14 protein-coding genes are annotated in these 12,672 nt (G+C 64.6%); 2 read left to right on the top strand and 12 right to left on the bottom strand.

Features of this window, described 5'->3' with window-relative positions; all coding sequences use genetic code 11:
• Window position 1: 1 nt before the first annotated feature.
• The 3 genes from AC1DPX_RS06695 to rsfS all read right to left on the bottom strand — a co-directional run bounded on the left by AC1DPX_RS06695 (window position 2) and on the right by rsfS (window position 2,494).
• Window positions 2-1,357, bottom strand: coding sequence for a murein hydrolase activator EnvC family protein (locus tag AC1DPX_RS06695; RefSeq protein WP_477235374.1), 1,356 nt, complete (start codon window positions 1,355-1,357; stop codon window positions 2-4).
• Window positions 1,358-1,561: 204 nt separating this feature from the next.
• A complete protein-coding gene (gene rlmH, locus AC1DPX_RS06690) occupies window positions 1,562-2,044 on the bottom strand; it encodes a 23S rRNA (pseudouridine(1915)-N(3))-methyltransferase RlmH (RefSeq protein ID WP_477235372.1) in 483 nt (160 codons plus the stop codon).
• 72 nt (window positions 2,045-2,116) lie between these two features.
• Window positions 2,117-2,494, bottom strand: a complete 378-nt coding sequence (gene rsfS / locus AC1DPX_RS06685; RefSeq protein ID WP_010912111.1) for a ribosome silencing factor — start codon at window positions 2,492-2,494, stop codon at window positions 2,117-2,119.
• A 242-nt stretch (window positions 2,495-2,736) separates the two neighbouring features.
• Between rsfS and AC1DPX_RS06680 the strand changes: the two genes are divergently transcribed.
• On the top strand, window positions 2,737-3,588 hold the full coding sequence (locus AC1DPX_RS06680; protein WP_477235370.1) for a mechanosensitive ion channel family protein: 852 nt from the start codon (window positions 2,737-2,739) through the stop codon (window positions 3,586-3,588).
• Between the two features lie 19 nt (window positions 3,589-3,607).
• Here the strand turns inward: AC1DPX_RS06680 and AC1DPX_RS06675 are convergent, their stop codons facing one another.
• The 5 genes from AC1DPX_RS06675 to obgE all read right to left on the bottom strand — a co-directional run bounded on the left by AC1DPX_RS06675 (window position 3,608) and on the right by obgE (window position 9,215).
• Entirely contained in the window at window positions 3,608-4,906 is a 1,299-nt protein-coding gene (locus AC1DPX_RS06675) for an MFS transporter (RefSeq protein WP_477235368.1), read from the bottom strand.
• Window positions 4,907-5,001: 95 nt separating this feature from the next.
• On the bottom strand, window positions 5,002-5,589 hold the full coding sequence (locus tag AC1DPX_RS06670; RefSeq protein ID WP_477235366.1) for a nicotinate-nucleotide adenylyltransferase: 588 nt from the start codon (window positions 5,587-5,589) through the stop codon (window positions 5,002-5,004).
• A 163-nt stretch (window positions 5,590-5,752) separates the two neighbouring features.
• Window positions 5,753-7,039: a glutamate-5-semialdehyde dehydrogenase gene (locus AC1DPX_RS06665; protein WP_477235364.1), complete on the bottom strand. Its 1,287-nt coding sequence runs from the start codon at window positions 7,037-7,039 to the stop codon at window positions 5,753-5,755.
• A gap of 3 nt (window positions 7,040-7,042) precedes the next feature.
• Window positions 7,043-8,179 carry a glutamate 5-kinase gene (proB, locus tag AC1DPX_RS06660; protein ID WP_477235362.1) on the bottom strand — a complete coding sequence of 379 codons (1,137 nt, stop codon included), beginning with the start codon at window positions 8,177-8,179 and terminating at the stop codon, window positions 7,043-7,045.
• 4 nt (window positions 8,180-8,183) lie between these two features.
• Window positions 8,184-9,215 carry a GTPase ObgE gene (gene obgE / locus AC1DPX_RS06655; protein WP_202357375.1) on the bottom strand — a complete coding sequence of 344 codons (1,032 nt, stop codon included), beginning with the start codon at window positions 9,213-9,215 and terminating at the stop codon, window positions 8,184-8,186.
• A 132-nt stretch (window positions 9,216-9,347) separates the two neighbouring features.
• Between obgE and AC1DPX_RS06650 the strand changes: the two genes are divergently transcribed.
• Complete coding sequence (locus AC1DPX_RS06650; protein WP_202357374.1) at window positions 9,348-10,217, top strand: endonuclease/exonuclease/phosphatase family protein; 870 nt, start codon at window positions 9,348-9,350, stop codon at window positions 10,215-10,217.
• 7 nt (window positions 10,218-10,224) lie between these two features.
• On the opposite strand, the gene AC1DPX_RS06645 is transcribed toward AC1DPX_RS06650, so the two are convergent.
• The 4 genes from AC1DPX_RS06645 to AC1DPX_RS06630 all read right to left on the bottom strand — a co-directional run bounded on the left by AC1DPX_RS06645 (window position 10,225) and on the right by AC1DPX_RS06630 (window position 12,523).
• Window positions 10,225-10,776 carry a GNAT family N-acetyltransferase gene (locus AC1DPX_RS06645; RefSeq protein WP_477235359.1) on the bottom strand — a complete coding sequence of 184 codons (552 nt, stop codon included), beginning with the start codon at window positions 10,774-10,776 and terminating at the stop codon, window positions 10,225-10,227.
• A 3-nt stretch (window positions 10,777-10,779) separates the two neighbouring features.
• Window positions 10,780-11,367 (bottom strand): GNAT family N-acetyltransferase, encoded by a 588-nt coding sequence (locus tag AC1DPX_RS06640; RefSeq protein WP_477235357.1) that lies wholly within the window; start codon window positions 11,365-11,367, stop codon window positions 10,780-10,782.
• 116 nt (window positions 11,368-11,483) lie between these two features.
• A complete protein-coding gene (gene rpmA / locus AC1DPX_RS06635; RefSeq protein WP_010912120.1) occupies window positions 11,484-11,753 on the bottom strand; it encodes a 50S ribosomal protein L27 in 270 nt (89 codons plus the stop codon).
• A 98-nt stretch (window positions 11,754-11,851) separates the two neighbouring features.
• Window positions 11,852-12,523 carry a 50S ribosomal protein L21 gene (locus tag AC1DPX_RS06630; protein ID WP_095772323.1) on the bottom strand — a complete coding sequence of 224 codons (672 nt, stop codon included), beginning with the start codon at window positions 12,521-12,523 and terminating at the stop codon, window positions 11,852-11,854.
• Window positions 12,524-12,672 lie beyond the last annotated feature (149 nt).

Here is a 12,672-nt window from a genome sequence, read left to right as displayed (position 1 = left end):
TTCACGTCCTTCCAGAAAAACGGTCCGCCCACCATGGGGCCGGATCGACGGGTTTTCCATCCTTGCGAAACTCGACGTAGAGTTCCGGCGTGGCATTTCCATTCTTCGAAACCGAGGTGCTTGCCACCCGGGCCTCTCCCATCGCGCCGACCGGCTCTCCTGCGAGCACCGACTGGCCAGTCACGACGCTGATTCTGCTCATCCCCGCCAGAACGACATGATAACCGTCGCCGGCATTGAGGATCAAGAGCTGACCATAGGAGCGAAACGGCCCCGCATAAAGCACATTCCCATCCGCCGGCGCTGTGACGATGGCTCCCGATTGTGTCGCAAGCATGTCACCTAGCATCACCGCGCCGTTACCGTCATCGGCGCCGAACCGGCGCTTGATGCGGCCGGTGACCGGCAGCGCGATCTGCCCCTGCAGCGCCGAAAACGGCGCGGTCGCGGTGAGCCGGTTGCCTTCGGGAACTGGCAGCGCCGCAAGCGATGCCGTCGTATCGCCGCCGGTCTGATCGCTATTGGCTTGGGCCGCGGCGGCCGCCTTTGCGGCATCCGCGGCCTTGCGGGCCTTGTCGGCCTGCGCTTCGAGCGAGGCGATCAGGTCCTTCAGGCTGGAGGCCCTGGCCGCCAGCTGCTCCGAACGCTGCTGTTCAGCCGCCATTTGCGCCTGCGTATCGGCTTCAAGCTTCTGCTTGGCTTCGAGCAGCATGCCGAGCCGCTTCTTTTCCGCCACCTGCTCGCCGACCGCCTCCGTCAGTCGTGCCCGTTCCGCCTCGATCGAGGCCGTCACCCGGGTCTGCTCCTTGAGGTCGGCCAGCAGGCTGTCGGTCTGCTGGCGCAATTCCGGCACCACCGCGCCAAGCAGGATGGCGCTGCGCACCGACGACAGCGCATCCTCCGGCTTGACCAGGATGGCCGGCGGCGGGTTGAGCCCCATGCGCTGCAGCGCGCCCAGCACTTCGGCCAGCACGTCGCGGCGCGCCACGAGCGAGGCGCGGATCTTCTGCTGCTGGTCCTTCAGCCCCTCCAGCTTGGCGCCGATATCCTCGATGTCCTGGCCGAGCTTCTGCTCGGTCATCGCCGACTGGATCAGCGCGGCGGTGATCGACGCATGGTCCTTCTTGACCGCGGCGATATCGGCGGCGAGCTTGGCCAGCCGCTCCGACGAGAGCGTTATTTCCTTGGAAACCTGCTCGTATTCGGCGCGGCTCTGGTCCGGATCCGGCGCCATGTCGAGCGTGTTTTCGGCCCAGGCGCCATGGAACGACAGAAAGACCGTCGCTGCCGCGATGCCGCAGCGCGCGCGCCAGGAGCCCCCTGTTGGGGCCGGTGTCGATTTCCAGCCTTCAGACATTCGCGATCTATACTATCCGCGGCTTCGTTAACGAATCATCAACCATGTTTTGACGGGCCGACCCCAGAATGCATGTCGCCCAAAATGGTCCCCGTCTTGGGCAACGGCATGCATCAAAATCACGGTTTGAATCTAGTACGGCATTGGGGCGGAAATCCGGGCAACGGGCGACGAATCACAGCTGGCGGCCACTGTGCGGCAGGTTCAGGAGCGATGATAGGGGTGGCCGGAGAGGATCGTCGCCACCCTGTAGAGCTGTTCCCCCAGCATCACCCGCACCAGCTGGTGCGGCCAGGTCAGCGCGCCGAACGACAGCACCAGATCGGCCTGGTCGCGCAGTGATGGATCGTGGCCGTCGGCGCCGCCTATGGCGAGCACCAGCGCCTTGCGCCCGCCGTCGCGCAACTGTCCGATGCGATTGGCTAAATCCTGCGAGGAAAGGCTCTTGCCGCGCTCGTCGAGCAGGATCAGCGCCGTGCCCGGCTGCAGCTGCGCCTGCAGTCGCGAGCCTTCGTCACGCTGGCGCTCAACAGCGCTCTGCGACCGGCCCTCGGCAATTTCGGTAATCCCGGAGAATTCGAGCCCGACCGCCGGCCCGCTCTTGGCGAAGCGCTCGAAATAGCGGTCGGCCAACTCCCGCTCGGGGCCGGTTTTCATTCGGCCCACGGCATGAACTGAAATCTTCATCCCGCCTCTATAAGCCGTTAGTGCACGTCACCCAAAGGTGAAATCCGGTTTTGGGCAACGACACGCAGCAGCTTAATGAAGGGTCTCTTCCTCGAGATCCGGCGCCTGCCACATCTTTTCGAGATTGTAGAATTCGCGGACTTCGGGGCGGAAGACATGGACGATGATGTCGCCCGAATCGATCAGGACCCAGTCGGCGCCGGACAGCCCCTCGACGCGCGCCGTGCCGAGGCCGGCATCCTTGAGCGCCTTGAGGAGATGGTCGGCGACAGCCGAGACATGACGGTGCGATCGGCCCGACGCGACGACCATGTAGTCGCCGAGGCTCGATTTCCCCTGAATGTCGATTGAGACGATGTTTTCGGCCTTGGAGTCTTCCAGACTGGCAAGGACTGTGTTGATGGCTCGGGACACGGCGTCGTTTACGCTGATCCCGGCCGGCGAAGGCACGATGTCGGCCTTCTTCCGCAGTGCTGTTCTCAGTGTATTTCCTTTCGCAGCAAGAACAACCAAATCACCCCCAAAAGCAGGTGACACCACTTAGATAGGCAGAGTTCCCTGACAGTTTCAAGACGCTGCCCCAACTCACGCGAACTCGCCGGTTGCCCGCTTGTTCCATGGGGCAGGCAAAAAGATCGGAACCCAGGCCTCTGGCATGGGTTATCGGCTGACCGACCAACCGGAATCCCGCCATGCCGATCGACCCGCAAAACACCCTTCTCACCGTCCAGGCCGGCCTGGCGCAACTCAGCACGCTGATCGTCTCCTATTCCTTCTCCGCTATCGGCGCCATCATCCTGCTGGTGGTCGGCTACATCGTCGCCGGCCTCGCCGAACGTTCGATCTTTGCCGGCCTCGGCCATATCCACGGTTTCGATGCGACGCTGCGGCATTTCTTCTCCAAGATCGTCCGCTACGCCATCCTGATCCTCGTCGTCATCATGGTGCTCGGCCAGTTCGGCGTGCAGACCGCCTCGATCATCGCCGCGATCGGCGCCATCGGCCTGGCCATCGGCCTGGCGCTGCAAGGCACGCTGCAGAACATCGCCGCCGGCATCATGCTTCTGGCGCTGCGGCCATTCCGCATCGGCGAATCCGTCGAGGTCGGCCCCATATCGGGCTCGATCGAGGAAATCGGCCTGTTCGCCACCAGGCTCAGGACCGCCGACGGCGTCTACATCCTCGCGCCCAATTCGACATTGTGGAACCAGCCGGTGCGCAATTTTTCGCGCAACGGCGTGCGCCGCGCCGATATCAGCTTGAGCATCGGCTCGTGGAACGACATCGACGGCGCACAGAAGACATTGCTTGCCATCGCCGGCGCCGAGAAGCGCATTCGTCGTGAACCGGCGCCGGTCGCCTTCGTCGCCAGCCTCGGCGACACGACCGTTTCGCTCACCTTGCGCTATTGGACCTCGGCCGCCGACTACTTCTCCACGAATATCGACATGACGAAGCGCGCAAAGCAGGCTTTCGACAGCGAAGGCATCTCTATCCCGCTGCCGCCACCGGAAGCGCCGGCGCCACAGGCCCGCAAACAGTAGGAAATTGCGGGAATGCTTCTCAGTCCTTGATCCGGACTGCCGGCTCCTCCGCCGCATAAGCGAGTTCGACCGGCAACGGCGCCGTAGCCGTCATCGGTGCGAAGCTGCCGGTCTCGGTGGCGGGCACCGCCTGTGTGGTGAACACGCGCAACAGCACGAACAGGCAGAAGGCGCAGGCGATGACGACGGCCACGTAGATGAAGGCCTGCGTGCCGAAGACGGCCGACAGCGCCGTCACGATGCCCGGCACGATGAAGCCCGAAAGCGACCAGGCAAACAGGAGCGAGCTGGACAGCGCCACCATGTCGTCCTTGCCGGCGCGGTCGGCGGCGTGCGCACTGGACAAAGAGTAGATCGATTCCGAGGCGCCGTCCCACAAGACGTAGATCACCAGCAGCGCCGGCAGCGCGCCGCCGTCGAAACCGAGCGCGAGCATGCCGGCCACTGCGGCCAGCGCGGATGCCCCGACCAGCACGTAGCGGCGGTCGGTGCGGTCGGAAATCCAGCCGAAGGGAAGCTGCAGGATCAGCGTGCCGAGCGGCATCACCGAAAGCAGCAGCGCCACATCGGCTTGGCTGTAGCCCTTGGCCGTGGCGTGGATCGGCGCGAAACCGGAAATCGACATGGACAGGCCGCCGACCGCCAGCATGCCGGCGACGCCGACCGGTGAAATCCGCCAGGCCCGGCGCAGCGCCACCGAGGCCGCCTGCGGCGCCGGCGGCTGCGCAAGCCGCGTCATGCCGACGGGCAGGATCGACAGAGCGGTGAAGACGATGCCGATCAGCGGCGCGTCCGCGGTTTTGATGTCGACCAGCGCCAGCGTCGCATAGCCAACGCCGAGCCCGGCGACATAGGCGACGTAGAAAAAGGCCATCACCCGGCCGCGTATGGCGTTGGCGACAGCATCGTTCAGCCAGCTTTGCGCGACGATGAACAGGCCGCATATGGCAAAGCCGTAGAGGGCGCGCGCGCCGATCCACAGCAGCGGATGCGGACCGGCGCCGATGGCCGCGTTGGACAGCGCGATCAGCGCCGACAGCACCATGAAGGCGCGGGCATGGCCGACCCTGCGCACCAGCGGCCCGGTCAGGATGCAGCCGGCAAGCCCGCCGGCCGAAAGGCCGGTGACGATCAGCCCCGCCCAGGTCGGATCGAAGCCCTCGACGCCAAGCCGGACCGGGATGTAGGCAAACATCAGCCCGTTGCCGATGGCGATCAGCGCCATCGACACGATGACGCTGGCGATCGCGATGAGCGGCGTCGGCGCGCTGCCATCATCCGGCTCGACTGCGGGTTGGGTCTTGGTTTGAATTGCCATGTCAGGCCAGCATCGCCGATCCGTCGGGCAAGCGCCGCTGTAAAAACGACATAGGCGGGCGGCCGAAACACTGGCACTTCCGTTGCGGAGAGGCGCTACCCCTTCGCCATTTTCCGGATCGCGCTCGACGACAGCGAGGAACGCGGACCGTGGATGAAGGTCCAGGCCGGCGCCTTCATGCGGGCGAGCAGCGGCGCGTCGCCTTCGTCGATGCGGGCATAGTCGAAGGTCTTGGCGACGACCGACGACAGGAACGACAGCGTCGCGCCCGGCCGGTCGATGACCGCGATGGGGAAGGTCAGCACGATCTTGCGCCAGCGCTGCCAGCGATGGAAATCGCGCAAGCTGTCCGCGCCCATGATCCAGACGAAATCGACGCCCGGATTGCGCGCCTTCACCAGCGCCAGCGTGTCGGCGGTGTAGCGCACATGATGTGCCGCCTCGAAGGCGGTGACCTTGATCTTGGGGTTCTTGGCGATCTGCTCGGACAGTTGCAGCCGCTCAGTCAGCGGCGCCAATTCCCTGGTGCTCTTCAGCGGATTGCCCGGCGTCACCATCCACCACAGTTGGTCGAGCGCCAGCCTCCTCAGCGCGATTTCAGCGACCAGCGCATGGCCGGCATGCGGCGGGTTGAACGAGCCGCCGAACAGGCCGACAGCCAGGCCTTTTTCGGCGTGCGGCATGCGGAGATAACGTGAAGAAGCGGCGTCCTCACCCTCCCCCTTGTGGGGAGGGTCGATCCGCGAAGCGGAGCGGGGTGGGGGTATCGTGGAATTCAGCGTCTTTCCCCCACCCGGCTCGCTGCGCTCGCCACCCTCCCCACAAGGGGGAGGGTAAGGCCAGCGCTCAAGGCCTCACCTGTCCCGACCCGCGCACGCGGTATTTGAACGAGGTCAGCTGCTCGACGCCGACCGGTCCGCGCGCATGCATCTTGCCGGTGGCGATGCCGATTTCGGCGCCCATGCCGAATTCGCCACCATCGGCGAACTGCGTCGAGGCGTTGTGCAGCAGGATAGCCGAATCGATCTCGTTGAAGAACCGCTCCACGGCCTTCGCGTCCTGCGCGATGATCGCCTCGGTGTGATGCGAGGAGAAGGTCTCGATATGCTCGATCGCGCCACCGATGCCGTCGACCAGCTTCACCGCGATGATGGCGTCGAGATATTCCGTCACCCAGTCGGCATCGGTCGCCGGCTTGGCGTCGAAAAACACCTTCAGCACCTCTTGATCGGCATGGATCTCGCAGCCGGCGGCGCGCAGCGCGTCGAGGATCGGCACCAGGTGCGTGGACGCCACCGCGCGGTCGACCAGCAGCGTCTCGGCTGCGCCGCAGACGCCGGTGCGCCGCATCTTGGCGTTGACGGCGATCTTCACCGCCATGTCGAGATCGGCCGAACGGTCGATGTAGAGATGGCAGATGCCTTCGAGATGGGCAAAGACCGGCACCCGCGCCTCGCTCTGCACCCGGCCAACCAGGCTTTTGCCGCCGCGCGGAATGATGACGTCGAGCGCACCACCTAACCCCTTGAGCATCTCGCCGACGGCGGCGCGATCGGTGGTCGGCACCAGTTGGATAGCGTCTTCAGGCAGGCCGGCGGCCTTCAGGCCTTCGACCAGGCAGGCATGGATGGCCGCGGACGAATTGAGCGAATCCGAGCCGCCGCGCAGGATCACCGGATTGCCGGCCTTGAGGCAGAGCGCCCCGGCATCCGCCGTGACGTTCGGCCGGCTCTCATAGATGACGCCGACGACGCCGAGCGGCGTGCGCACGCGCTCGATTTGCAGACCGTTCGGCCGTTCCCATGCGGCGATCACGTCGCCGACCGGATCCTTGAGTTCGGCAATTTCACGAATGCCGTCGGCCATCGCGCGGATGCGCGCCGGATTGAGCCTCAGCCGGTCCATGAAGGACGCGGAAAGCCCCGACTCCTCGCCATTCGAGATGTCGATGGCATTGGCGTCGAGAATGTCCTGCTCGCGGGCGACGATCGCTTCCGCCATGGCGGCAAGAGCGGCGTTCTTGGCGGCGGTCGAAGCGATGGCCAGCGGTCGGGCGGCGGCGCGGGCGCGGCGGCCGATATCGGCCATCAGCGCCACGGTGTCGTCGCCGGATTTTTCATGCAGCTTCAGCATGGCTCATCCTCCGTCCATGTCGCCTCCGGCGTGACTCACCACGAGATCATCGCGGTGGATCATCGCCGAACGCGCTTCGTAGCCGAGCACTGTTTCGATCTCGGCCGTCTTCAGGCCTGCGATCCTTACGGCATCGGCGGCATCGTAGGCAACCAGCCCGCGCGCGATCTCGCGGCCCTCGGGCGAGAGGATCGCTACCGTATCGCCGCGCGAAAAATTGCCGCTGACCAATTTGACGCCGGCCGGCAGCAGCGATTTGCCCGATGCGAGCGCACCGATGGCGCCGGCGTCGACCGTCAGCCGGCCGGCCGGTTCGAGCTGGCCGGCGATCCAGGTCTTGTAGCCTTTCACCGGATTGGCGCTCGGCCGGAAGAAGGTGGCGCGTTCCCCGCGCTCGATCGCCATCAGCGGCGACAGCCGCGTGCCCGAGGTGATGATCATCGCGGTGCCGGCGGCGGTGGCGATCTTGCCGGCATCGAGTTTTGTCCGCATGCCGCCGCGCGACAGCTCGGACGCCGCCGCCCCCGCCATCGCCTCGATGTCGGGCGTGATGCGATCCACCACCGGAATGAATTTTGCCTGCGGATCGCGCGCCGGCGGCGCCGTGTAGAGCCCATCGATGTCCGACAGCAGCACCAGAAGATCGGCGCCCATCATGGTGGCCACGCGCGCGGCCAACCGGTCATTGTCGCCATAGCGGATTTCGGACGTGGCGACCGTATCGTTCTCATTGATGACCGGCACCGCCTTCATCTTGAGCAACGTCGAGATCGTCGCGCGGGCATTGAGATAGCGGCGGCGCTCCTCGGTGTCGCCAAGTGTCAGAAGAATCTGCCCCGATTTCAGCGCACCCCTGCCGAGTGCATCCGACCAGGCGCCGGCGAGCGCGATCTGGCCGACGGCGGCCGCCGCCTGGCTCTCCTCGAGCTTCAAGGCGCGCTTGCCGAGGCCAAGGATGGTGCGACCAAGCGCGATGGCGCCCGACGACACGACGAGGATTTCGGCGCCGCCCTGGGCGAGAACCGCGATGTCGTCGGCGAGCGAATCCAGCCAGTCGCGCTTCAGGCCGCTCGCGCGGTCGACGAGCAAAGCCGAGCCGATCTTGACGGTGATGCGCCGGTATTTCTTCAGCGATTGCATGGCCTTACTTTTCCCAGCGCGTCTCGACCGGCGCGGCAGTCTGCGCCCGCGCCTCTGCAACGACAGCCATCAGCGCCCGCAACACCGCCTCCACGCCTTCGCCGGTGACGGCGGACAGAAGCATGGGCGCGCGGCCTGCGGCGCGCTTCAGCGAAGCGACCTTCTTCTTGCGTTCATCGGCATCGATCGTGTCGACCTGGCTGAGCGCCAGGATCTCGACCTTGTCGGTCAGCCCCTGGCCATAGGCCTTGAGTTCGGCGCGCACGGTCTTGTAGGCCTTGCCCGGATTTTCCTCCTGCGCCGAGACCAGATGCAACAGCACGCGCGTGCGCTCGACATGGCCGAGGAAGCGGTCGCCGATGCCGACGCCCTCATGCGCCCCCTCGATGAGGCCGGGAATGTCGGCAATGACGAATTCGCGCGCGTCGATGCGCGCGACGCCGAGGCCGGGATGCAGCGTCGTGAACGGATAGTCGGCGATCTTCGGCTTGGCCGCGGTCACGGCCGCGAGAAACGTCGACTTGCCGGCATTGGGCAGGCCGACCAGACCGGCATCGGCGATCAGCTTCAGCCGCAGCCAGATGTTGAGTTCCTCGCCGGGAAGGCCGGGATTGGCGCGGCGCGGCGCCTGGTTGGTCGAGGTCTTGAAATGCTGGTTGCCGAAGCCGCCATTGCCGCCCTTGGCGAGCAGGAAGCGCTGGCCGACCACGGTGAGGTCGCAGATCAGCGTCTCATTGTCTTCCTCGAACACCTGGGTTCCAGCCGGCACTTTCAGCGTGACGTCGGCGCCCTTGGCGCCGGTCATGTTGCGGCCCATGCCGTGGACACCGGTCTTGGCCTTGAAATGCTGCTGGTAGCGATAGTCGATCAGCGTGTTCAGCCCGTCGACCGCTTCCAGCCAGACATCGCCGCCACGCCCGCCATCGCCGCCATCCGGCCCGCCGAACTCGATGAATTTCTCGCGCCGGAACGACACCGAACCGGCGCCTCCGTCACCCGAGCGTACATAGACCTTGGCTTGATCGAGAAATTTCATGGGATTGCAGTTTCTTTTATTGGCCTTGCGGCATTGCTCTAAACCTTGGGCCTTGCTCTAAACCAAGGCGCGGCCAAGGGCGAGGCCGTTTTGTGACAATGGCCGCTTGGGGTCGGCCGGAGAAATGTTGCTATGAAGCTTGTAACCTATAACATCCAGTACGGCATCGGGCTTGATGGCCACTACGATGTCGCGCGCATTGCCGACACGGTGCGCGGCGCCGACGTGATCGCGCTGCAGGAAGTCACCCGCAACAATCCCAGGAACGGCGGGCGCGACATGGTCGCCGAGATCGGCGAGGCGCTGCCCGACTATTTCGCCGTCTATGGCAGCAATTTCGAGGCCAATCTCGGCTCGCGCATCGAGAACGGCCGCGCCATCACCACCACCTTCCAGCTCGGCAACATGATGCTGTCGAAAACACCAATCCATCTGTCGCGTAACCTGCTTTTGCCGCGCAGCCGCAGCTTCGAGATGATGAATTTCCAGCGCGGCGCGCTGGAGGCACTGATCGAGACGCCTCTTGGCTTCATCCGCTTCTATTCCATCCATCTCGATCACCGCAGCCCGGTCGAACGCGCCAGCCAGATCCAGTTCCTGCGCCGGCGCCTGTTGAACTATGCGCTCGAAGGCGGCGCGCTGTCCGGCGTCGCCGAGATCGGCCTGCCGGAATTGCCGCACCCCGAGGCCTTTGTGGCGATGGGCGATTTCAACATGCTGGCCGGCTCGCCCGAATATGTCGAACTCGCCGGCCGGCCGGACCATCAGTTCGGCATGCCGCTGACCGCCGACTTCGCCGTCGATGCCGCCGTGCGCCTCAACGTCACCGGCGACGACCTCTTCAGTTGGGTCGACCCCAAGGATCCGGCAAACACCAGCCGCCACAAGCGTATCGACTACGTCTTTACCAGCGCCTCGCTTGCCCGGTCGTTGCAACGCCTGTGGGTAGACCACAAGGCAACCGGTTCGGACCATCTGCCGGTGTGGGCCGAACTGGGCTGACGGCTGTTCATCCGGCTGCGTTTTCGCGTTCGACGATCGCCATCATGATCGTATCGCCATATTGCCCGTCGATACGGGTGGCATCACGCTGCACGCCCTCCCTGATAAACCCGACCTTGTCGTAAAGAGCGATGGCGCGGGCATTGTCGGCATGGACGCTCAGCTCGACGCGGACAAAGCCGACCTTGCGTGCCTGCGCCAGGGCCGTATTGATAAGCCGCGATCCGAGACCACGCCCGCGATGCGAGGCAACGATCCCCATTCCCAGCGCGCCGCGATGGGCATGGATGAGCCGGTCAAGGCGTGAGATATCGCACCAACCGACAACCTCGCCACGAACAACGGCAACGAAACCTGGATCGCCTGCCGCGATACGGTCCAATACGAATCGCCTGACTTGATCGAGCGGTGGCGCCTCGAGGAAGGACAGGTACTTGCGCTCACGCGCAACGAGATCGAGCGCGCGATGAAAGCTTTCGATGCGATCCGGCGTTATCGGCGCGATCGCGATCGCTTCAATATCGTTGCTGTCATCGGCCATTGGCTTGCCCGGCGCCATCCATCAGAAATGCACCCAGTTGCGCAGGCTGGTCCACGTCTTCCTGTCCAGCCTGTAGCGCTCGACCGGCACCTGGCCGGCGACGATCGAGTTCAGCATGCCCTGCCCGGCATACTGGAAGCCGCACTTGTGGATCACTCGGCGCGAGGCCGGATTGATGACCCGCGTCGAGGCATGCAGCACTTGGACCGACGTCTTCTGGAAGGCGAGGTCGACCAGCGCGTGGGCGGCTTCCGTCGCATAGCCGCGCTTCCAGTAGGGTTCGCCGATCCAGTAGCCGAGCTCCAGCCCGCGATCGGTGGTGTTGAGCCCGGCGCAGCCGACAAACGTGTCGGTGCCGGCCAGCGTCAAGGCATAGGCGATGCCGGAGCGGCGCGACCTTGTCATGGCCAGGAAAGCGCGCGCCTCGGCCTCGCCGTAGGGGTGCGGCATGCGCGCCAGCATTTCAGCGACGTGACGATTGTCGGCAAGCTCGACCAGTTGGGCGATGTCGCCCTCGCGCGGCGCCCGCATCACAAGCCGTTCGGTGACCAGCACCGGGCAGTCTATCGCGTAACTTTCGTCTTCTGAGTCTTCCGCTTCGGCAACCATTTTAGTCCTCCAGGCAAGAAAAAGGGGAGATGGAAACCCATCTCCCCTGATCCTTTTCCTGGCGTTGCCAGACACCGGTTCCCGAGATGGGCGCCGGTGTTCTAGTGCGGAACCGGCTACTCCGCGGCTTTGGTAATCGGGTTGACCGATACGTAGGTTCGGCCGTTGGCTTTTTTGTTGAACGTCACGGCGCCGGATTCGAGCGCAAAAAGCGTATGGTCCGTGCCCATGCCGACATTGACGCCGGGATGCCAGGTGGTGCCGCGTTGACGAATGATGATGTTGCCCGGGATGACGGCTTCGCCGCCGAACTTCTTCACGCCCAGACGCTTGGAATGCGAGTCGCGACCGTTGCGCGACGAGCCGCCAGCTTTCTTGTGTGCCATCTAACTAACTCCGTTGCGCCGCAAGGCGCCTAAAAGGCCTTATGAACGCGTTCGCGTTCCGTTTCAAGTCCGATCCGGCGGATGTTTCGCCGGAAAAATTACTTCTTCGCCAGTTCCTTGGCCTGTTCGCGCCAGTCCTTGATCTGGTCGGCGCTGAAGGGCATGTGCTCGTCGATCTTGGCGACATCCTTGTCGGTCAGCTTGGCGAGCTGCGCGAAGGTGATGATGCCCTGTTCGTTGAGATCCTTGGCGGCGACCGGGCCGATGCCCTTGATCACGGTCAGGTCGTCCGGCTCGCCCTTCGGCGCCTTGAACAGCGGCGCGGCGGCCGTCTCGGCCGTCACTTCTGCCTTCGGAGCAGCTTCCTTCTTGGCCTTGGCTTCCTTCGGCGCAGCGTCGGCGGCGACTTCAGCCTTGGCTTCCGCCTTCACGGCGGCCTTCTTGGCGGGCTTCGCGCCACCCAGCAGGATCTCGGCGATCCGCACGGTGGTCAAAAGCTGGCGATGGCCGATCTTGCGGCGCGAATTCTGGCGGCGACGCTTCTTGAAAGCGATGACCGTGCGGTTCTTGCCCTGCTCGACGACTTCGGCGGTGACCAGAGCGCCATCGACGAACGGCGCGCCGAACGTGACATTCTCGCCCTCGCCATGCGCGAGCACGTGGCCGATCTCGACGATATCGCCGACATTGGCTTCGACTTTTTCGATCTTCAGGAGATCGTTGGCGGCAACGCGATACTGCTTACCGCCCGTTTTAATGACTGCGAACATTTTTTGCCTTTCGCTGTTCGGTCGGCCTTGATGAACCGCCTGAGGCGGTTCGGCCGTCTTTTTGTCAGTCTGCGGGTTCAAAAAACAAGCGGCGCGGAAGAACCCTCCACGCCGATTGCGCGCTGTCCCTAACCGAAGGTTGCGTAGGA

This window comes from Mesorhizobium sp. 01N446, assembly GCF_056399285.1.
This window is presented reverse-complemented; position numbering and strand designations above follow the sequence as displayed.